Source organism: Clostridioides sp. GD02404, assembly GCF_045898275.1.
Classification (GTDB): domain Bacteria; phylum Bacillota; class Clostridia; order Peptostreptococcales; family Peptostreptococcaceae; genus Clostridioides; species Clostridioides difficile_A.
On the sequence record NZ_JBJOCA010000001.1, the window covers coordinates 308361 to 329063 of the forward strand.

18 protein-coding genes and 1 other annotated feature are annotated in these 20703 nt (G+C 27.4%); of the genes, 11 read left to right on the plus strand and 7 right to left on the minus strand.

Translation table 11 applies throughout. The features are described from left to right. From Q3287_RS01425 to Q3287_RS01435, 3 genes are all read left to right on the plus strand, one after another. Window positions 1–690, plus strand: a complete 690-nt coding sequence (locus Q3287_RS01425) for a class I SAM-dependent methyltransferase (protein ID WP_054276412.1) — start codon at window positions 1–3, stop codon at window positions 688–690. 13 nt (window positions 691–703) lie between these two features. Next, the gene (locus tag Q3287_RS01430) at window positions 704–1801 is read left to right on the plus strand and encodes a Nif3-like dinuclear metal center hexameric protein (RefSeq protein WP_407963395.1); all 1098 of its coding nucleotides are present in this window, start codon (window positions 704–706) and stop codon (window positions 1799–1801) included. A 63-nt stretch (window positions 1802–1864) separates the two neighbouring features. Then, window positions 1865–2437, plus strand: a complete 573-nt coding sequence (locus Q3287_RS01435; protein ID WP_407963396.1) for a flavodoxin family protein — start codon at window positions 1865–1867, stop codon at window positions 2435–2437. A gap of 63 nt (window positions 2438–2500) precedes the next feature. Here Q3287_RS01435 and Q3287_RS01440 read toward each other — a convergent pair whose 3' ends face one another. After that, window positions 2501–2968, minus strand: a complete 468-nt coding sequence (locus tag Q3287_RS01440) for a pyridoxamine 5'-phosphate oxidase family protein (RefSeq protein ID WP_407963397.1) — start codon at window positions 2966–2968, stop codon at window positions 2501–2503. 147 nt (window positions 2969–3115) lie between these two features. Further along, window positions 3116–3381, plus strand: a binding site (T-box leader). Between the two features lie 167 nt (window positions 3382–3548). Here Q3287_RS01440 and Q3287_RS01445 point away from each other — a divergent pair. Next, window positions 3549–4100: a tryptophan transporter gene (locus tag Q3287_RS01445; protein ID WP_054269941.1), complete on the plus strand. Its 552-nt coding sequence runs from the start codon at window positions 3549–3551 to the stop codon at window positions 4098–4100. Between the two features lie 126 nt (window positions 4101–4226). Here Q3287_RS01445 and Q3287_RS01450 read toward each other — a convergent pair whose 3' ends face one another. From Q3287_RS01450 to Q3287_RS01460, 3 genes are all read right to left on the minus strand, one after another. Then, window positions 4227–4703 carry an HD domain-containing protein gene (locus Q3287_RS01450; protein WP_054269942.1) on the minus strand — a complete coding sequence of 159 codons (477 nt, stop codon included), beginning with the start codon at window positions 4701–4703 and terminating at the stop codon, window positions 4227–4229. Window positions 4704–4821: 118 nt separating this feature from the next. Beyond that, entirely contained in the window at window positions 4822–5913 is a 1092-nt protein-coding gene (locus tag Q3287_RS01455; protein ID WP_407963398.1) for a DUF5808 domain-containing protein, read from the minus strand. Next, entirely contained in the window at window positions 5906–6295 is a 390-nt protein-coding gene (locus Q3287_RS01460) for a GntR family transcriptional regulator (protein ID WP_054269944.1), read from the minus strand. Before Q3287_RS01460 ends, Q3287_RS01455 begins: the two co-directional genes overlap by 8 nt. Before the next feature lie 190 nt (window positions 6296–6485). Here Q3287_RS01460 and Q3287_RS01465 point away from each other — a divergent pair, with 190 nt between their 5' ends. The 6 genes from Q3287_RS01465 to Q3287_RS01490 all read left to right on the plus strand — a co-directional run bounded on the left by Q3287_RS01465 (window position 6486) and on the right by Q3287_RS01490 (window position 13964). Continuing rightward, window positions 6486–6932, plus strand: coding sequence for a hypothetical protein (locus Q3287_RS01465; protein WP_054269945.1), 447 nt, complete (start codon window positions 6486–6488; stop codon window positions 6930–6932). 242 nt (window positions 6933–7174) lie between these two features. After that, window positions 7175–7900: a response regulator transcription factor gene (locus tag Q3287_RS01470; protein ID WP_407963399.1), complete on the plus strand. Its 726-nt coding sequence runs from the start codon at window positions 7175–7177 to the stop codon at window positions 7898–7900. Then, window positions 7887–9137, plus strand: a complete 1251-nt coding sequence (locus Q3287_RS01475; RefSeq protein WP_407963400.1) for a sensor histidine kinase — start codon at window positions 7887–7889, stop codon at window positions 9135–9137. The genes Q3287_RS01470 and Q3287_RS01475 overlap by 14 nt, the downstream gene beginning before the upstream one ends. A gap of 79 nt (window positions 9138–9216) precedes the next feature. Next, window positions 9217–9894, plus strand: a complete 678-nt coding sequence (locus Q3287_RS01480) for an ABC transporter ATP-binding protein (RefSeq protein ID WP_054269948.1) — start codon at window positions 9217–9219, stop codon at window positions 9892–9894. Next, window positions 9895–12456 (plus strand): ABC transporter permease, encoded by a 2562-nt coding sequence (locus Q3287_RS01485; protein ID WP_407963401.1) that lies wholly within the window; start codon window positions 9895–9897, stop codon window positions 12454–12456. 233 nt (window positions 12457–12689) lie between these two features. Further along, on the plus strand, window positions 12690–13964 hold the full coding sequence (locus tag Q3287_RS01490; protein ID WP_407963402.1) for a 4Fe-4S dicluster-binding protein: 1275 nt from the start codon (window positions 12690–12692) through the stop codon (window positions 13962–13964). Window positions 13965–14019: 55 nt separating this feature from the next. On the opposite strand, the gene Q3287_RS01495 is transcribed toward Q3287_RS01490, so the two are convergent. Then, window positions 14020–17064, minus strand: a complete 3045-nt coding sequence (locus tag Q3287_RS01495) for a serine hydrolase (RefSeq protein ID WP_407963403.1) — start codon at window positions 17062–17064, stop codon at window positions 14020–14022. A 206-nt stretch (window positions 17065–17270) separates the two neighbouring features. On the opposite strand from Q3287_RS01495, the gene Q3287_RS01500 reads away from it, so the two are divergent. After that, window positions 17271–17570, plus strand: a complete 300-nt coding sequence (locus tag Q3287_RS01500) for a rhodanese-like domain-containing protein (RefSeq protein ID WP_054276420.1) — start codon at window positions 17271–17273, stop codon at window positions 17568–17570. Window positions 17571–17627: 57 nt separating this feature from the next. Here Q3287_RS01500 and Q3287_RS01505 read toward each other — a convergent pair whose 3' ends face one another. Both Q3287_RS01505 and Q3287_RS01510 read right to left on the minus strand, forming a co-directional pair. Then, window positions 17628–18197 (minus strand): TetR/AcrR family transcriptional regulator, encoded by a 570-nt coding sequence (locus tag Q3287_RS01505; protein WP_407963404.1) that lies wholly within the window; start codon window positions 18195–18197, stop codon window positions 17628–17630. A 197-nt stretch (window positions 18198–18394) separates the two neighbouring features. Further along, window positions 18395–20623: a YhgE/Pip family protein gene (locus tag Q3287_RS01510; protein WP_407963405.1), complete on the minus strand. Its 2229-nt coding sequence runs from the start codon at window positions 20621–20623 to the stop codon at window positions 18395–18397. Window positions 20624–20703: the final 80 nt, after the last annotated feature.

Consider the following 20703-nt stretch of genomic DNA (forward strand, 5'->3'; position numbering starts at 1 on the left):
TTGAAATTAACAGATAGATTATTAAAAATAGCATCATTGGTATCAGATGGTAAAAAAATAGCTGACATAGGAACTGACCACGGATATATACCAGTATATTTGTTAAAAGAGGGAAGAGTACCATTTGCAGTATTGGCAGATGTTAATAAAGGGCCTCTTGACAATGCACATAAAGAGGTCATACAGAACAATCTTTTAGATAAGGTTGATTTACGACTGGGTTCTGGTATAGAGGTTCTTGAAGTAGGAGAAATAGAAGAAATAATAATTGCTGGTATGGGTGGAATTTTGATAAGTGAACTTCTTGAAGCTAAAAAACAAGTGGCGCATAATGTAGAAAAATTGATACTACAACCTATGCAAGCACAAGAAGAACTCAGACGTTATCTTTTAAATAATGGTTATGAAATCTCAGAAGAAGTTTTGGTGAGAGAAGATTTTAGGATATATGAAATAATAGTTGCCAAATACACAGGTAAAAATACTATAATAGAAGATGAGATATATTTTGAAACTGGAATAAAACTTTTAGAAAATAAGAACTCTCTTTTTAATGAATTTATAGAAAAAAAGATAAAGACATATCGTGCTATAGTTAATAACCTAGAAGGAAAGAATGGGGAAGCAATAGACAATAAGAGAGAAGATAGTAAGACTGCAATAAAAAAACTTGAAAATTTAATAAAATAAATTGGAGGTATATATGTTATTAAAGAGTCTAACTAGAAAAATTGAAAAAAAGTATCCTCTAAACTTAGCTGAGGATTGGGACAATGTAGGTCTTATAGTTGGAGATTTTGATATGGATGTAAAAAAAGTATTAGTATCTTTGGAAGCTAATGAAAATGTTATTGATGAAGCCATCTCAAAAAACATAGATTTAATTGTGACACATCATCCTTTTATATTTGGGAAAATTAATAAGATTAATAGTGCAGATTTAAAAGGTAGGCTTATACAAAAACTTATTAAAAATGATATAGCACTTTATTCTATGCATACCAACTTTGACATAGCATTTGATGGTCTAAATGACTATTTTATGGAGATTATGGAATTTGGTAACTCAAAGGTTTTAGATGTGACTGAAAGCGAGACTTTATATAAACTTGCAGTATATGTACCATGTAATTATTCAGATGAATTGAAAAGAGTTTTAAGTAATTCAGGAGCAGGTCATATAGGAAATTATAGTGATTGTGCATTTTTAATAGAAGGTGAAGGACAGTTTAAGCCATTAGAAGGCTCTAATCCGTTTCTTGGAAGCATAAATGATATAGAAGTTGTAAATGAGGTTAAAATTGAAACTGTAGTGCCACAGAAGCTTTTAGGTGGGGTAATAAGTTCTATGTTGGATGCACATCCTTATGAAGAAGTAGCATATGATTTGTACAAGTTAGAAAATAAAGGGAAGACATTTGGTCTAGGTAGAGTTAGTAGACTTGATGAAAGTATGACATTAGAAGACCTTTCAAATAAAATAAAAGAAAAATTAAATATGAAACATATCAGGGTAGTTGGAAATCTTAATACAAATATAACCAAAGTAGCAGTTGTAACAGGAGCTGGTTCTGAGTTTGTAAAAAAAGCTAAGAGACAAGGTGCAGAAGTATTAATAACTGGAGATGTAAAGTATCATGAAGCACAAGATGCACTTGATATTGGAATGTGTATAGTAGATTGTGGTCATTTTGATACAGAAGATATATTCAAAGATGTCATGAAGAGATTTTTGAGAGACTTTAATGAAATTGAAGTAATAAAAAGTGATGTATATTTGAATCCATTTAGTATTATTTAGTAGTATTTAATTATAAAAAATACTATATAAAAAATAAATTTGAATTTACTTAGGGGGATAAAGATGAAAGCAGCAGTAATTTTTCATAGTGTTTGTGGGAGTACATATTTATTAGCAAGAACATATAAAGAAGTGCTTGAAGAAATGGATATAGAAGTAGATATGTTTAAAGTAAGTGACGAAGTTGCAAAAACACTTCTTCAATATTATTTAATAAATTCTAAAGAATATAAAGACGAGTTTGAAAGTGTAAATATAATTAAATCTGGAAAAGAATTGCTAGACTATGATGCTATATTTATGGGTTCGCCAACATATTATGGAAATGTATCTGGACCAATGAAGATGTTTATGGATAGTTTTTCTGATATTTGGGTAGGTGCTCCTTTGAGTGGGAAAATATTTGGTTGTTTTGCCACAGCAGGTTCACAACATGGAGGAGGAGAGCTATCTTTGCAAGCAATGAATATATTTGCTCAACATATGGGAATGACTCTTTTATCAGTTCCATGTACAATAAGAGGAGGACATCCAGCATATGGAATACTACATATAGCAGGTGATAACTCTGATATAAGACCAAATGATGATGTTAAGCTGGGGATAAGAGATTATCTAAAAAGAATTAGTCTATAAGAATGTCAAAAGAAAGTGCCTAAAAGTGGCTATATAGCTACTTTTAGGTATTTTAATATGTTATTATAAACGTGAAACTTTGCCAGAAATATGGTCGATTTCTATTTTAACTACAGTTGTTAAATTTATGTCTTTCTCTATGTATTTCATTCCCTCTTCAAAAAATCCTTTAGAATATTTTTTTATGATTTCTACAAGAGCATTTTTCTTTTCTTCATCTTCTACAGTTGAAGCTTTTCCAAACACTATAGCACTGGAATATGTAGTACTAAATTTGTCTGGAATAACATTTTCATTAGCAACTACTAAAAAAGAAACTTTGTTGTTTTTTGATATATTATCTAATTTATGACCATTTCTTGCACAATGGAAGTAAATAGAATCATTAAGATACACATAGTTTACAGCTACTCCATAAGGATAGCCATTTTCAGATATAGTGGAAAAAGTACCAAATTCACCATTTTTTAACACTTCTACAGTATCTTCTTTTGTCATTTCTCTCTTTTTTAATCTCATTTCTCTAAACATATTATCATCCTTTCTAATTTTGATTATTAAATTAAATTTTAAAACATTTACAAAGATTATACTATGCTTTTTACAAATTTAAAATAAAATAAAAATTAGAGTTGACAATTATAAAAATTTAGAATATTATAATAGCAACAGCAAATTAAAAATCCTATGACAAGGAAGAGTAATTATGTTTAGCTTCAAGATAGAGAGCTGAGGATGGTGGAATCTTAGCAAGAAGGAATATAGTGAATGGACCTTAGAGGAATGAATTGAAATCATATTATTATGAGAGTAGACTTTATCGTCAGTCGCACGTTACAGCGAATAAGGTATGTAAGTACCTGATAATGAGATGTATAAGAAATAAGTTTATGTTTATTTTTTATATAATTTAGGTGGCAACGCGGATAATCTCCGTCCTATTAATTTAGGACGGAGTTTTTTATTTTACAAAAATTTCAAAATAAAAATATATAAATGATATAAAAGGTGGTGAAAAAGATGTTATGAACTCTCAAAGCTAATGAAAATGATTTAGAAAATTGGCAAAGAAATAAAATAAATATTAATAAAATTAGGGGGAATTATTACAATGAAATCAAATACAAAAAAATTAACTTTAAATGCTATACTCTTAGCTATGGGATTATTAATACATCAACTTACACCTGCTATAGGACTTCCAATGCAACCAGATATATCTCTAGCAATGATGTTTATAATAATGATATTGAACAAAGATGATTATAAAATTTGTCTAGTGGCAGGAATTGTGACAGGAATATTTGCAGCATTAACAACTAAATTTCCAGGAGGTCAAGTTCCAAATATACTTGATAAAACTGTTACAATAAATATAATGTTCATGATAATGTATATAATTTATAAATTACCATTTATGAAAAACTTAAGTAATAAAAAGCAAGACTTAATAGTAGCTACAATAATCTTTCCAATAGGAACTATTGTGAGTGGAACTGCATTTTTATTGTTTGCTCAAGTAATAGTAGGTCTTCCTGGAGGTTCATTTATAGCATTGTTTATGGTTGCAGTAGTACCAGCAATACTAATAAATTTGATAGCTGGTTTACTGTTATTTAAGGTAGTAAGCATGTCTATAAGAAGGGTAAGTTATCAAGGTTAAATATTATTGCTTACAATGATATTATAAAAAAATAGTATTTTAAAGAATAAAATAATAAAAGAGGTATTAAGTTATAATACTTAAGACCTCTTTAAAGTTAAATTTTAACTATGCTAAAGAAATATTCTATACATGGTAAGGAGATAGTAAAGAATGTATCTTTAAAGTCTCAACCAAACAGCAAAATTTATCCAACAAACATACAATTAAGGCCTCTTTGTATCTAGGAGGCGTAATTGTAAGTGGCCACATATGTTTTAAAATTATGTCTGTTTCCATTTCATTTATTTGAAAAAATAAATTCGCATTTTTTAGTGCTTCTTTAGGATGAGTAAATCCGTGTAATCCTTTTCTATCCCCTTTGTAATGCCAGTCATAAAGGAAAAAGTCGTGTAATAAAGCTCCTCTAATAACACTTTGAATATCAACATTTAGATGCAATTTTTTACATAATAGATAACTATAATATGCTACTGACAAACTATGTTCAAGACATGAAACATCGCCGTGATGAGGAAATGTTCTCATAAGTTGTACTTGTTCTGAAGAAAGTATTTCAGAAGCACATTCATTAAAGTATTTGATTTCAGCTTTTGACAACATTATGCAAATCTCCATTTCTAGTAAAATATAAATACTATATTTCAATGATAATATGAAATATTTCTTATCCTACAAAATATAATACCCAATAATACAAGTAAGATACCTTTTATGGTATTTAAAGTAAAAGAGATTTTATTAGGCTAAACAATGAAAAAATTAAAAGTAAAGCTATAGCAATATATATTATTTTTCCTATAGGATTTCCAAAATTTACAGTATAACCAATACCAAATCTCTTATCAACCATTAATGATGGGTCGTTTGGATTATTGTATATGATGCCTGCTATCCAATGTTTTTCATCATCTTCTGGAGAATAAGAAGAGTTAGACTTTAAATTTGGAGACTTAATATATGTTAACACTAAATAAATTATAACCACAAATGTTGCTATGGTCATAGCAGTTGATAAATTTGTTTTTATTGATAAAAAAGCAATGAAAAATTGTATTGTCATTAAAATCATCAATATCAAAAATAAATAACCAATTTTGTTTAGATATTTAATGTTTTCAGTTCTACTTTCTTCAATTCTATTTGAATCTATCTTAATTCTTGACTTTATAGAACCAATAGAAGTTATATATAATAAAACGATTAAACAGAATGCAGTGCCTATTGATTTAAACACATTAAAATATGATTTTTCCATAAAAGAATTAGGTGTCCCATTTATATTCCAATTTATAACAATTAAGTTTGGCAGTTGATTATAATTAGATGCTATAAAAATACTCATTCCAAAAACAAGTAGTATTGGTATTAAATATAATATTTTAAACCTTTTTATTATTTTATCTTTTTTATTTAAGAAATCCATATCTACTATTAATTTTGAATCCATATCTATATGACCTTCTATAGAATAAATTTCTGATTTAAACTTTTTAGCCTTTTTATGAGTACGAATATACAATAAACTTTCATATAATAAAAATCCAGTTATACTAATAAAATAGGAAAATTCTAATTTATCAGATGTAAGAACTAGAATAAAAACTAATATAAAGTCTATAATAAAACCTAAAGATAAAAGTTTTTTGAATTTCTTATCTAGCATTATAAAGTCAGTATAGTTTTTGTGTTCTTGGTCTATAGAAACTCCATAAATATGTTTATTACCTACTAAATATGGCATAAAATAAAATGTGGCATACATCAAAATTAAAATTGGGAATATTGTAAATAGACATTCAATCTTACTCATAGTATTTCACCTCATATTTGTCAAATAAAGTTGAACTTAGCGATAAAAATTCTTCTTTGCTGATACCTGATAAATAAGATTTTGCTACTAGAAGTTCTAAGTCAAGCTTATTTTTTTGACGAGTGGAATTGTCTATTTTCATTGGTAGCTTAGCAACAATAGCACCTTTTCTTCTATCAATATTTAAGAAGCCCTCTTCTTTTAGCTCATTATAAGATTTATTCACTGTATGTAAATTTACACCAATGTTTTCGGCCATACTTCTCACAGATGGAAGTGATTCGTTTATTTTCAATTCTCCTGAAGCTATAGCTTTAGTTATTTCTTCTTTAATTTGTACATAAATAGATTTATCACTATTAAAATCTAGATTTAGAACCATAAAAAACCTCCATTATGCTTTATAAATGAAAAAGACTGTTATACATATAGTATAACATAAAAAATAATATCGAACACAAAATATAAATTTATATTTGTAAAAATTGTAATTTAAAAATAACCTAATTTTTATCAAAATAATACAGATACTATCTATAGATATAAATAAAAATTAGAAAGGAGAAAAAAATATGTTAACATATTTAATGAAAAGACAAATGCATAAAAAAGATGATGGAATGAGTAAACCAATGATGTTCACAGGAGCAGTTCTTACAGGTGTGGGTGCATATGCTGTATATAAGATGGTAAAAAATCGTAAATCTAATTCTCAAATGGTTGATACAAATTATTATAGAAATAGTGACTATGATGACTATATGTATGACGAATTTGATTATGACTGTGATTGTAGAGACAAAAAACAGGATTATGAATATGAAGAATTAAAAAAAAAAGTAAAAGAATTTAATTCAAGAAGAATAAACTGTGAAAATTGTCCACATGTATCTCAGGAAGAAATGATGCAATATGTAAATAGTGTTAAAGATATAAAGAATGATATTGATGTACATGAAGACGATAAAAAAGACAATATTTACAAAGAAGAAGAATATAAGAAGTATGATGAAGAATAAATTATATTCTAAATAGTTAAATAGTTATATTAGATTATTTAACCTAAAGTTTCTAAAATGTAAGTTGTAACTTAACTTGAAGAAATTAGTATTATTCTTATGAGAGTTAAGTAATAACTTACATTTTTGTTTTTGTAAGCTTTAATAACCCTTTGTGACTATTTTGTAATTTTAGATATATTTTAGTATATAAGGTATTTGTGTATAATAAAAACTGTATAGGTAAATAATTTAAAATCAAAATGAAAAGAAAGGAAATAGTTATGTTAAAGTTATTAATAGTTGAGGATGATAGTACTATATCTTTTGGAATAAAGTATGCTTTAGAGCAAGAAGGATTTAGTGTAGATATAGCAAAGGACTTATTAAGTGGAAAAGAAATGATTTCTTCTAATGAATACAGCATGATACTTTTGGATGTGACATTACCAGATGGAACTGGTTATGAATTGTGTCAATATACAAGAAAATTCTCTCAAATTCCAATAATATTTTTGACTGCTTGTGATGAAGAAGTAAATATTGTAATGGGTCTTGATATGGGTGGAGATGATTATATAACAAAACCTTTTAGAATTAGAGAACTAATATCTAGAATAAAAGCTGTTTTAAGAAGAAAAGGCAATACTTCAGAAGAAGCTAAAAAAATGCTTAAATTTGGTGAGTTAAGTATATATACATTAGAAGCTAGAGTATATAAAAATGAAAAAGAAATATTTCTGACATCAGTTGAATATAAACTTCTTCTAATTCTTATACAGAATAAAAATACAGTTTTAAGTAGAACTCAAATATTGGAAAAACTTTGGGATGTAACGTATGATTTTGTAAATGATAATACTCTAACTGTTTATATAAAAAGACTTAGAGAAAAAATAGGTGATGACTTATGTGAGCCAATATACATAGAAACTGTAAGAGGCCTTGGTTATAAATGGATAGGAAGTGAAAATAATGTTTCTATATAATCCAGAAGTGAAGAGGTTTTTCAGTAAGTATATTGTTTTGATGTTTGTTGCTATTACTATATCTGTTGGGTTTAGTATAATCAATATGAATATAACTAAAGGTATGATTGTAAAAAATAATCAAGCTATAATAGGAACACTGTCTAGTAAATATCCAAATTTAGAAAGAGAGATAGTAGATATAATAACTCAAGGAAAGTCTATGAGAAATATAGACTATGGAGAGAAAATATTAAGTAAGTATAATTATGATAAATCTATTAAAATAAACACTGAGCCTATAATTTCTAAACTAGTTTTAGATACTATAAAAATAAATATAATCTTGGTATGTATAATATTTATTTTAATATTTATATTGGTTGTTAGCTATTTTAAAGTAATGTACAATGATTTATCAGATATGACTAAGTATGTTTACTATAGTTCAGAAGGAAAACCATTTGATATGAAAAATAAAAATCAAGAAGGTCAGGTAGGTCTTTTAAAAACTGAACTATTGAAGATGACGACAATTCTTAATGAAAAGGTTGAACTTTTAAAATCAGAAAAAATATTTTTAAATAATACAATCTCTGATATATCACATCAATTAAAAACTCCTATGACTTCTTTAATAATGTTGAATGACTTGTTATATAATGATATACCATGCGAAGTAAAAATTGATTTTTTGGATAAGATAAAGAATCAACTAAATAGAATGGACTGGCTGATTAAAAGTATGCTTAAACTATCAAAAGTAGAAGCAAAAGTGATAAAGTTTAAAAAAGATAAGATAAAATTTAGTGAACTTATACATAGAGCAATACAACCAATGAAAATACCTATGGAAATTAAAAATCAAAAATTAACTATAGAAGGAAATGATAATGTATCTTATATTGGTGATATTGATTGGTCTGTGGAAGCATTAGTGAATATAATTAAAAATTGTATAGAGCATACTCCTGAATTTGGAAATATAAGTATGACATATAAAGAAAATCCATTATTTTCTGAACTAATAATAAAAGATGATGGTGAGGGAATAGATAAAAAAGATATACCACATATATTTAAACGATTTTATAGAGGAAAGAGTAGTTCAAAAGAAGATAGTGTAGGTATAGGTCTTGCAATGTCAAAATCCATAATAGAAAGCCAAAATGGAGATATCTATGTAAATAGTGAAAAAGGAAAAGGAACAGAATTCCATATAATATTTCATAAAATGTATGCTGATAATAGTGACTAATCTGTAATATTTAATTCACTTTATAGTAATAGCTAAAGTCTAATATATGAAGTATAGAATATAAATATTGGAGGTAGCCATGGAAATTTTAAGAGTAGAAAATCTAACTAAAAGTTATGGTAAAAATGAAACAAAAGTTGATGCTATAAAAAATGTAAACTTATCAATTGAAAAAGGTGAGTTTATAGCAATAACAGGTCCAAGTGGAAGTGGTAAAAGTACATTATTGCATTTGCTAGGAGGTGTTGATAGACCTACTAGTGGTAAGGTTTATATAAATGATGTGGATATCTATAATTTGAAAATTAAAGATTTAGCAATATTTAGAAGAAGAAATATAGGTCTTATATATCAATTTTATAACTTAATTCCAGTCTTAACTGTAAAGGAAAACATATTGCTTCCAGCAGAACTTGACAATAGAGATATTGACAAAGAATATTTAAATGATTTGATGAAAACATTAGGTCTAAACGATAGAGAAAAACATCTTCCAAACCAGTTATCAGGGGGTCAACAACAAAGGACTTCTATAGGACGTGCTTTGATTAATAGACCTTCTATAGTGTTGGCAGATGAACCAACAGGTAATTTAGATAGTAAAAATTCAAAAGAAATACTAGGATTATTAAAACTGTCAGTAAAGAAATACAATCAGACTCTAATAATGATAACTCATGATAAAGACATAGCACTTCAGGCTGATAGAATTATAGGTATAGAAGATGGAATTATAAAAAGTGATGAGGTGATGTAGATGAATTTATATACATCACTAACTATTAGATATTTAAAACAGAATAAAAGAAGAACTATTGTAACTATAATTGGGATAATACTTTCAACAGCTTTAATCTGTGGTATAGGAAATATATTTGAAAGTTTCATGGATTATCAAGTAAGAGAAACTATAAAAAATGATGGAAGTTTTCATGTTACATTCCATGATGTAAACAAAAAGAATATGGAATATGTAACAAAATCAGCTGAAATAGAAAAACATGCATTTACTAAGCAAATTGGATATTCTAAATTGGAAAATAGTGAGAATGGTATATTAAGTATAAAACAGTATGATAAAAATGCCATGGAGGGATATCAAATTTCTATAAAAGAAGGTAGATTGCCATCTAAAGAAGGAGAAATTGTTCTAAGTGAAAATGTTATTAATCTTATGGATGATAAATTAAAAATAGGAGACGAAATAACCTTAAAAGTAGGAGACATGTTTGACTCAAATAAGAAAAAGATTGATAACATGGTATTTCATGAAGGTGATTATATAGCAAATGAAAAGGATAGCACTTTTAAATTAGTTGGTATAATTAAAAAGCCCGGATTTGAGCTTTATGATGAGATTACAACTGCTATAACTTACTTTAATCCTATGATTGATTATAAAGGAGCAATGAACATCTCAGTAACAGTAAAAAATCCTAAAGATGTGTATAAAATAAGTAAAAAAATAAGCAAAAACATATATCCAAATAAAGATGAAGAATCAATTTCTGATATGGTAAAATACAATGAACATTTATTGAGATTACAAGGCGCCAGTAAATATGAGAATATAAATAGTTCTGTAAAATCTATAATTGCATTAGTAACTATATTAGTAATTATATGCACGATTGCTACAGTTTATAATTCTTTTAGTATTTCTATAACTGAACGAAAAAAACAGTTTGGAATATTAAATTCTATAGGTGCTACATCTAGCCAAATTAAAAGGTTAGTCTTTATAGAAGGTATTATAATTAGTTTAATTGGAATACCAATAGGACTAATATCTGGGACAATAGCTATAGACTTATTATTTAAAACTATAAATAAGTATTTTACAGAATCGATTGTTACACAGATGAGTTTACAAATAGTGTATAACCCAATAATAATTATTGTTAGTATAATAATAGTTTTATTTACAATATTTATATCAATTCTATTACCTGCAATAGCAGCTTCTAATGTTTCTCCGCTTGATATAATTAAGAACAGTGGAGAGTATAAAGTGAGAAAAGTTAAAGATTCAAAGCTTATCAAAATTATTTTTAAGACTGAAGGAGTACTTGCATATAAAAATATGAAAAGAAATAGAAAAAAATTCATAGTGACTCTTTTTTCTTTAATGATAAGTATAATAATATTTATATCTTTTAGTGGATTTACATTGCTTTTGTTAAGAGGTGAGGAAATTAGAAGTTCTCAAAGAAACTATGATTTGTATCTAACTGCAAAGGGTACAGCTAGACCTATTGATGATGTCATAAGTAAACTACAGGATATTCCTGAAATAAAGAACTTTGAATTCGCAACAGGTCAATCTATGTCTATAAAAGTAAGTGAAAATAAAATAAATAAATCCAAGGAGGATTTAATTAAGGAGTATTATCAACAACATAAGAGTGGAAATAGTTATGAATACGACTTTAGCAATAATGAATTAAATTTTCCAGGAGAGTTTGCAATAAAAAATAAAACAAATAATTTAGTAAAAGGTTCTTTTGATAAGGAAAAAGCAATTAAAGAAAATGGTGTGATACTAGTTAGAAAAAGCTACTTTGAATCTAGAGGTAAGAAAGGTATAGTGGAGTTAACTAATTACAAAGTTGGAGATACACTAAATTGTAAATATCTTGATGACAATGGTTCAAGTAAAAAAATGAAGATTAAAATTCTTGCGATAACTGATGAAGAACGTTTAGGAATGGGATATCAAAATATGGGCTTGCAATTTATAACTTATGATGAAGTTGCTAAAAATTTAGGTCTAAAATTAAATAAAAGTCTTATATTTATCGATTTAGGAGGAGATGTTCAGACTAAGAAGAAAATAGAATCTTTAGCTGATAAAAATAATTTTAACTTCCATGATGAAAGTGCAGGAGGAGAAGAAGAAAAACAAAATCTAAAAGTTGTCAAAATATTTGTATACGGTTTTATAGTAGTGATATCTCTAGTTAGTGTTACAAATATACTAAATACAGTAAGTACAAGTATAAATCTAAGAAAAAGAGAGCTTGCTATAATACAATCTATAGGAGTTACCCCTAATGGATTTAGAAAAATGATATATTTAGAAAGTTTTATTTATGGTATACTGTCTTTAATATTTGGGATACCAATTGGTATTGGAATGACTCTAGTTATGAATAAACTTATTTCAGGTGTAATTGAGTTTTCCCCTGTCATACCATGGGCAGCAATAGCTATATGTATAGTAAGTGTTTTTATAATAACTTTTATAGCAGCTTATATACCAATGAGTAAATTGAACAAAGAAAATATAATAGATAATATAAGAAGAGAAAGTATCTAAGTATAAAAGTAATTTTTAAATATATAAAATATTATTAAAATCGTTTAATTGGTATAAACTATTATTATACAAATTGAACGATTTTTTATTTATATAAGAAATCTAATAAATAAATTACTAGAGGTATTTAACTATTTAGAAAGAATTGGTATTATATAAGGTAAGGGGTTAGATAAAGTATTTATAAATAAGTATAAATATTTGATTTTATTGGAAAACAAAAGAAAAAGAAGGTGATTACTATTTCTCATATAACTGCGAAGAACATGTATAAAAGTTTAGAGGAAAGAATAAACAAGTTTCCACAAGGGGCTCCACCATCAGATACATTATACAAAATACTAAATGTATTATATACAGAACAAGAAGCAAAATTAGTAGCTCAGCTTCCAATAAAGCCTTTTAGAGTAAAAACAGCAGCTAAAATCTGGAGTGTAAGTGAAAGTGAAGCATATAGAGTATTAGACAAACTTGCAAGTAAGGCTCTGATACTAGATATAGAAGATAATAAAGGGAAAAAATATATAATGCCTCCTCCAATGGCTGGCTTTTTTGAGTTTGCTATGATGAGAACAAGACATGATATAGACCAAAAACTTTTAGCAGAACTTTACTATCAATATATGAATGTAGAGGAAGATTTTATTAAAGACTTATTTTATTCAACAGAAACAAAGCTTGGAAGAGTGTATGTTCAAGAGGAAGTTTTGACTAATGATAATGAAGTTAGTATTTTAGATTACGAAAGAGCTACTCATATAATCGATGAATCGACTCATATAGGTGTAAGTATGTGTTACTGTAGACATAGAATGCAACATGTTGGCAAAGCTTGTGATGCTCCTATGGATATATGTATGACATTTGATAATGTAGCAAATTCTTTAATAAATAATAAGTTTGCAAGACGGGTAGATAAGATAGAATGTAAAGAATTGCTTCATCAAGCATATGAGCATAACTTAGTTCAATGTGGAGAAAATGTTAGAAAAGGAGTTACATTTATATGTAATTGCTGTGGCTGTTGTTGTGAGGCATTAGTAGCAGCTAAAAGATTTGGAAATCTTCATCCAGTACAGACAACTAGTTTTATACCAAATATAAACCATGAAAGTTGTGTAAAATGTGGAAAGTGTATAACTGCATGCCCTATAGATGCAATAAGCAAGGTCAAGGAAAATGATAAAGAATATATAAAAATTGATGAGGATAGATGTCTAGGTTGTGGAGTTTGTGTTAGAAATTGCCATAAAAATAGTATTATGTTATTAAAGAGAGATGAAAAGATAATAACTCCAGCAAACTCAGTACATAGAGCAGTTCTAATGGCAATTGAAAAAGGGCAATTACAAAATCTAATTTTTGATAATAATGCCTTAGCTAGTCATAGAGCTATGGGAGCTATACTATCAGCTATCTTAAAACTTGAACCAGCTAAAAAGATTTTAGCTAGTAAGCAATTAAAGTCAGTGTATTTAGATAAACTATTGAGTATGAATGATAAATAGATAAAAAAGGGCTATATTTAAGTAATATTACTTAAATATAGCCCTTTTTAACATGTTAAGCTATTTCTTTGATTTGTTTAAATGAATTCTCATTTCCATTTCCACCAATTTGTGTTACAGATTTAAATCTCATAGTTTTAAATAGTTCTTTTTGATTATAATCTAATAAATTTCCTACTAATATTACAGGAGACTTAGTTTTTCCAGCTAAAACTCCAACAGATAATCCATCTATTAAATCATCTTGTTTATTGATTCCGTTTTTTGCAACATATAAGTTGTCTATCTTAGAATCTTTATAAAATTCTTTTATTACTTTTGCATTAGTTTCATTTCTAGTGCTACCTGATATTCTTTGTGGATTTTGAAGTTTACTTTCTATATTTTTAGAAACTGTATATTCTCCACCAATTACATAAGACTTCTCAATTTTTTTGTTTTTAAACAAGTTGTTTATTTCATCTATATTACTGTTTTCATTAGTAAGTATTATAGGCATATCATTTTGAGCTGATACAGCTCCAATGCTTACTGCATCGGCTAATCCTTTTTCACCATTAACTATTGAAATCTTTGATATGTTACTAATATTATTCAATTCTTTAGCAATGTTCATAGAAGTTTGATATCTATCATTTCCTGAAATTCTAGATACAGAAATATTATTTGATTTTATAGTATCTAATGATTTTTCATTTACAGAAGCTTCTCCACCAACTACATACACATTTTTTACTTTTAATCTTTTCAATTCAGTCAAAGTTTTTTCATTTATTTGAGAGCTTCCAGTTAATAATATAGGAGCATTCTTCTTATATGCAAGTGGTGTTGCAGCTAAAGCATCTGCAATTGCTGAGTCATTTATTAAAACTGCATTTTCAGCATTTTCCCAACCTGCTTGACTTATTTTAATAGAAGTTTCATATCTATCAGTTCCTGTAAGTGTACTTGCATTTACTTCATCTTGGTACGCAACTTCAAATTTAGCATTTGGACTTCCTGAGAAAACAATTACGCCTCCTTTTGGCAATCTAACTCTATTATTTTTTGTAACTAAAGAATAGTTTACAGGAACTCCTTTATCATCATAAACAGCAAAAGACGAATTTTGAGGAAGATTAACTTCTATTTTTTTATTTGCTATATCGTCACCAATTTTATACCATTTTGCATAACCATTAGATGCTAACTCACATGTAAAAGATTTTTCTGATGGTAAATTAGTTATAGAATCTTCACTAACATATGTCTGTGTGGCAAAAGTTAAATACTCTGTACCATTTTCTTTATGAAGTTTAATATCAGCTAAGTCACGTCCCATCACACCAGGTATTTCTATAAAAGCATTTGAGTTATTTTCATCTGCTATTTTAGTATTAGCTATATAACCAGGAGTTCCGTCAGAAAGACCAAGAACTGCTTTTACAGAACCAAACATATAGTGTTGAGAAGTATATTTTTCATCTACTATATAGTAGCCTTTATCATTCCTTTTTTTCCATGCTTCTTTTACGCTATCTGATATATCATTATTATCTACTCTTTGAGCTACATAATACAAACTTGCTGTTTGACCTAATCCAGGGACATCATCATAAGAGCTCATATTTAAATATGTAATGTTATTTTTTTCTTTTACAAATTTTAAGCAACTATTACCCTTTTCAGATACAAATCTATCTTGACCTATGTATACATACTTATCTTCAGGTCCATTTTCTAGATAAGGAGAAGACACTGTTAAAGTACCATTATCATTAACATCAATTTTTATCATATTTGAAGAAGCGTAAAGACCACTGTTTTCTTTTAAATAACTTGGCATTTTAACTTGTTGTGGTTTACTGAATGTTTTATCAGGTTTTATTTCTTTAATTTTACCTTTTTCTTTTAGAGCAGATAGTAAAAGTTCTTGTCCAATTATTTCATTAAGTTGACTACTTCCACCAGAAGAAACAACTGCAACTGCCATATTTTCATCTGGAAGCACTGTAAGATTACTGTGGAATAGTAAAGAGTCTCCACCTTTTGTAAGAGCCTTTAAGTTATATTGATTAAATGGATAAGTGTTTACACAATCCCATCCTAAACCATATCCAAGTATAGAATCTTCTCCTTCAGGCCATAGACCATTTAAATATTCTTTGTTTTCCATAGCTTTTACTGAAGAAGGTGAAAGAATACCATTTGAATTTTTCATAAACGTTTGTGCAAATGTACATAGATTTTCTGAACTTGAATATAAACCACCAGCACCTATAGTATTAAAATTATCTTGTGGTACAGCATCTTCAAAATAAGGTACATAGGCTTTTGCAAGTCTTGAGCTATCAAAACTATCTTCTGGAGTTTTTGTATTTTGTAAATTAAGAGGACTGCTTATGTACTTGTCAATAAAATTAGTAAATGGCATACCAGATACTTTTTCCACTAAAATTTCAGCTAAAGTAAATCCATCATTACAATAGACAGAAAAAGCTCCTGGTTTAGCTTTTAATCTTTGTTTCTTTAATTCTTCTAGGAAACTATCATGACCATAAGAATCATTGTCTCCCAATAAAAGAGCATTTTTTAAAGAACTTCCCATTAATCCTGATGAGTGGTTTAATAACATTCTTGGAGTGATTTCCTTGTATCTCTCATCAGCCATTTTAAACTCAGGTATATAATTTACAACAGGAGTATCTAATTTTACTTTTCCCTCTTCTACTAACTTCATAACAGCAGTAGTAGTAAATATTTTACTGATAGATGCAATATTATACATATTATCCTTAGTTAAATTTTTATTATCTTGTCTACTGTAGACTCCACCATTACCAGAAATCTCAATTTTACCATTATCAATCAAAGCATATTGAGCATTTTCAATTCCATACTTAGATAATAAAGTTTTAATTTTCTCTTTAGCAAGAGCTTTAGTTTTTGGATAAGATTCTGAGTTTTTGCTATAATCATTTAGCTTTATGTCAGAACTTTGATATTTCTCCGAGTTATCTTTTACATTACTATCAGCAAAAGTAATATTTGGAGTAGCAGTAAATAACATACTCAATACTAATGTACTAGATAATAATTTAGAGAGCCTTTGCTTAAACATATTACACTACCTCTTTTCCCTTTTAATAATTTATAATTAGCATAACATTCTTAATTATTTAAATCAACAGATTATTATTAATAAAAATTTTTTAATAAGTATACCTTTTTGTATAGCTGAGAAAAATAAAAAAGAATATTTGTTGCTGTATGAAGAATAAAGGGTATAAGTAACATATACAAATAAAATGGAGGAATCTTAGACATATGTACAAGAATATAAATAAGAAACAACTTAAAGAAATGATGAAAAATGAAAATGATATTTTATTACTAGATGTAAGAACTAAAGATGAATTTAGAGAATGTAAAATAGAAGATGCTATAAACATATCTTTACAGGAGCTAATCAATAATATAGATGAAATTTATGAGTATAAAGATAAGAAAGTAGTGGTTTATTGTAGAAGTGGTCATAGAAGTGTTACTGCATGCAATTTATTAGCTGAGGAAGGATTTGAACATCTGTATAATTTAAACTCAGGAATAATTGATTATCTTAATTAAATTATGTAAGTTATATTGAATACTGAATATATCCCTGTTTATTAAGCAGGGATATATTTAGATGTTCATAAGATAACTTAGGAACGAACGAATTTTTTCTGATTTTTCATTATTGGAAATATCTTTACGCAATAATATACCTTGTTGACCATATACACAAAAGTATGTTGTTGTGTCAATATCAGGGACATTAATTTCTCCTCGTGAGTTAGCTAATTCAAGTTGTTTTTTTACTATGGGAATAAGTTTTTCACAAATTTTTAAAGATAATTGGTCATGAATTTTTTTACTCTTTTCTCCATGGCATACTTTATAGTAAGGGTTATCATCAGTTTCTATATCAATAAATGTAGGAACTTCTTCAATAATTTGTTTTAATGTTTTATCTGCATTGTCTATAATAGTAGACATTTTGTCCACTAAAGTCTGTGCATAGTAGTCTATAGCACTGTCAAATAGGTTTTCTTTTGATGGAAAATAACGATAACATAATCCTTGTGCGACATTCATATGTTTTGCAATATCAGTTATAGAAGTTTTCTCATATCCATTTTCATAAAACAATTTTATTGCAGTATCTAAAATTTCTTGTTTACGTTCACTTGGTTCTTTAGTAATACGTGTCATATAGTATCCTCCTTATAATTTCAAGTACATAATAACATAAGGAATTTTTAAAGTCAATGAATGAATATCAGTCATTTAAATTACATAATAAATTTTAATTTTGAAGTTAAAAAAGGTAGTAACTGAGAAGTTACTACCTTCAATGTAAATATTAAGCACTATTTCTAAAAAATATATTTAAATACAGAATTGATTTTTTAATGACCAGTTAAATTACTATCACCAAATTTATCATTGAATGGTTTTATAATTCTGTTTATAGGTCCTTTTAGAAGTACATTTAAACAAATAGATAGAATCATAAATAACAACAGAACTAATATATCTTTAGTTAAATTTGGAGCATATATACCACCTACTGCTTCTCTTGTAGCGCCTATTGCATAGGTAAATGGCATTATAGGGTTTATTCTTTGGAAAAATGTAGGTGTAACCTGTATAGGGAATGTACCACCAGAAGAACCAATCTGAACTACTAATAGTACTATTGCAATTGCTTTTCCTACATTTCCAAATACAGAAACTAAAGAATAAACAATAAAGTTAAATACCATACTAGTAAACATAAGCAGAAGTATCAATAAAATTGGATGTTTTGCTGTTACTCCTAATAATAGTATATCTCCAGTTCCGATTATGAAGCCTTGAATAAGAGCTATACTTAGAAAAGTAAGACCTCTTCCAAAATAAATTTCATATGGCTTATAGTTTCCATGTACAGATGTAGATAATAATGCAGAAAGAAGCAATATACCTACCCATGTAGAAAGAACACTATAAAATGGTGTCATTGCAGAACCATAATTTTCAATTGGATATAATTTTTCTGTTTTCACTTCAACAGGTTCCTTTAAGAAGTTAGACTTGGTTAATATATCACTTTCAAGTAAGCTGACTAATTTTTTCATATCTTCACCATTACTAATCTTACTTAAATTATTAATCAAGTCATCCAACATTCCTTTTGCTAGAGGAAGTTTTTCTCTTATTAATGATATACTTTCCTGTGCATTTCCTGATAGACTTAGAGAAGTAGTCAGTATTTCTTCAACCTTTGGAAGTTTTGCTTCTGCCTTGTCTAGTACAGTGATTATATCATTTGCTACTTTTATACTGTTTGAAAATATGCTATTTATAGGTTTTGATATTTTTGAATCAAAATTATTTAAAATATTTAAATTAATTCTTCCGATACCATTTGATAAACTTAAAACGTTATTTAATGTACTTATAGATGGTTGTTGCCCAGATATAACCTTGTTTTTAATGTCATTCAATGTTGATATAGAAGAATCTATTTTATTGTTAGAGTCTTCTAAGTTATCTATTACATCATCCAATCGATGGTTTGATGTAAGCTGATTTAATTTAGTTAAAAAGTCTTCTAATGTATCATTTAAAGATTGTAAATTAGAAAGCTTTTCTGATAAATTATCTATCAACTTAGGTACATCTTCGCTTCCACTATTTACGGCATCAATTAAATTTAGTGTAAGAGAAGAAGCAGAAGATGAAAGGTCAACCATTAAATTTAAATCAGATTTTATAAGAGGAGAAAGTTCATCTAAATTATCATTTGTATCCTCTAAGAATTTCTTTAAATCATTTGATAACAGTTTTGTATCATTTAAAGTCTTTTTAATTGTAGGTAAATCTGATTTAATATCTTTAACTGTATCAGACAACTTTGAAGTAGCATCAGAGGCTAAATCAACAGTCTTATTTATATGGTCGAATCTCTTTTGAAGGTCGATAAGAGAACTTTCAACCTTTGTTAATTTTGGAAGACTGTGTTCAATTCCTGCACCAACTCCATTTGATATACCAAGAACAATTTCACTTACTGTTTTCACTATAGTCTGATTAACTTGCAACTGTATTGTAGAAGCACCTTTATCAGTAATTTTTGGTGCAACTGCATTTATTTTTTCATTTACTGTATAAATAATTTCACCTTTTTTAACATCATCTGTAATTAATGATGTTAAATCTTTTGTAAAATTCTTTGGAATTTTAAGTGATGCATAATAAGTACCTTTTTTAACACCTTCAAGAGCGGTTTTTTCATCTACAAATTGCCAACCTAAACTTTTATTATCCTTAAGTTGTTCAATTAATTGGTCTCCTACATTAATCTTCTGACCTGCTATTTCATTTCCTTTATCTTCATTTGTTACTGCTACAAGCATATTAGCGGTACTTCCATAAGGGTCCCAAGATGCCTTTATATTAAACCAGGCATACAAAGAAGGTAAAAAAGCAAGTCCTACAACTATTACAAGTACTGCATAATTTCCACGTATATCTTTTAGGTCATTTTTAAAAATTTCTAATATATTTTTTAAACCATTTGAAGGTTTTAAATTCTTGATATTATTCCAGTTTAAAACTTCTTTTAAACTATTAGTTTTTTTCAAATGTCTCACCTCCTAAAATATTTTGATAGAGAAAAAGTTAGATTTATAATCAATTTTAAATTATATTACTTTTTAGACAAATAGTAAAG

Excerpts from the sequence above, each read along its gene's own strand:
- Q3287_RS01480 (WP_054269948.1), top strand. The coding sequence starts at position 9,217 with ATGGAAATTTTAAGAGTAGAAAATCTAACTAAAAGTTATGGTAAAAAT.
- Q3287_RS01460 (WP_054269944.1), bottom strand. The coding sequence starts at position 6,295 with ATGGTTCTAAATCTAGATTTTAATAGTGATAAATCTATTTATGTACAA.
- Q3287_RS01505 (WP_407963404.1), bottom strand. The coding sequence starts at position 18,197 with ATGACACGTATTACTAAAGAACCAAGTGAACGTAAACAAGAAATTTTA.
- Q3287_RS01435 (WP_407963396.1), top strand. The coding sequence starts at position 1,865 with ATGAAAGCAGCAGTAATTTTTCATAGTGTTTGTGGGAGTACATATTTA.
- Q3287_RS01470 (WP_407963399.1), top strand. The coding sequence starts at position 7,175 with ATGAAAAGAAAGGAAATAGTTATGTTAAAGTTATTAATAGTTGAGGAT.
- Q3287_RS01475 (WP_407963400.1), top strand. The coding sequence starts at position 7,887 with ATGTTTCTATATAATCCAGAAGTGAAGAGGTTTTTCAGTAAGTATATT.
- Q3287_RS01485 (WP_407963401.1), top strand. The coding sequence starts at position 9,895 with ATGAATTTATATACATCACTAACTATTAGATATTTAAAACAGAATAAA.
- Q3287_RS01430 (WP_407963395.1), top strand. The coding sequence starts at position 704 with ATGTTATTAAAGAGTCTAACTAGAAAAATTGAAAAAAAGTATCCTCTA.
- Q3287_RS01440 (WP_407963397.1), bottom strand. The coding sequence starts at position 2,968 with ATGTTTAGAGAAATGAGATTAAAAAAGAGAGAAATGACAAAAGAAGAT.
- Q3287_RS01450 (WP_054269942.1), bottom strand. The coding sequence starts at position 4,703 with ATGTTGTCAAAAGCTGAAATCAAATACTTTAATGAATGTGCTTCTGAA.
- Q3287_RS01455 (WP_407963398.1), bottom strand. The coding sequence starts at position 5,913 with ATGAGTAAGATTGAATGTCTATTTACAATATTCCCAATTTTAATTTTG.
- Q3287_RS01445 (WP_054269941.1), top strand. The coding sequence starts at position 3,549 with ATGAAATCAAATACAAAAAAATTAACTTTAAATGCTATACTCTTAGCT.
- Q3287_RS01500 (WP_054276420.1), top strand. The coding sequence starts at position 17,271 with ATGTACAAGAATATAAATAAGAAACAACTTAAAGAAATGATGAAAAAT.
- Q3287_RS01495 (WP_407963403.1), bottom strand. The coding sequence starts at position 17,064 with ATGTTTAAGCAAAGGCTCTCTAAATTATTATCTAGTACATTAGTATTG.
- Q3287_RS01465 (WP_054269945.1), top strand. The coding sequence starts at position 6,486 with ATGTTAACATATTTAATGAAAAGACAAATGCATAAAAAAGATGATGGA.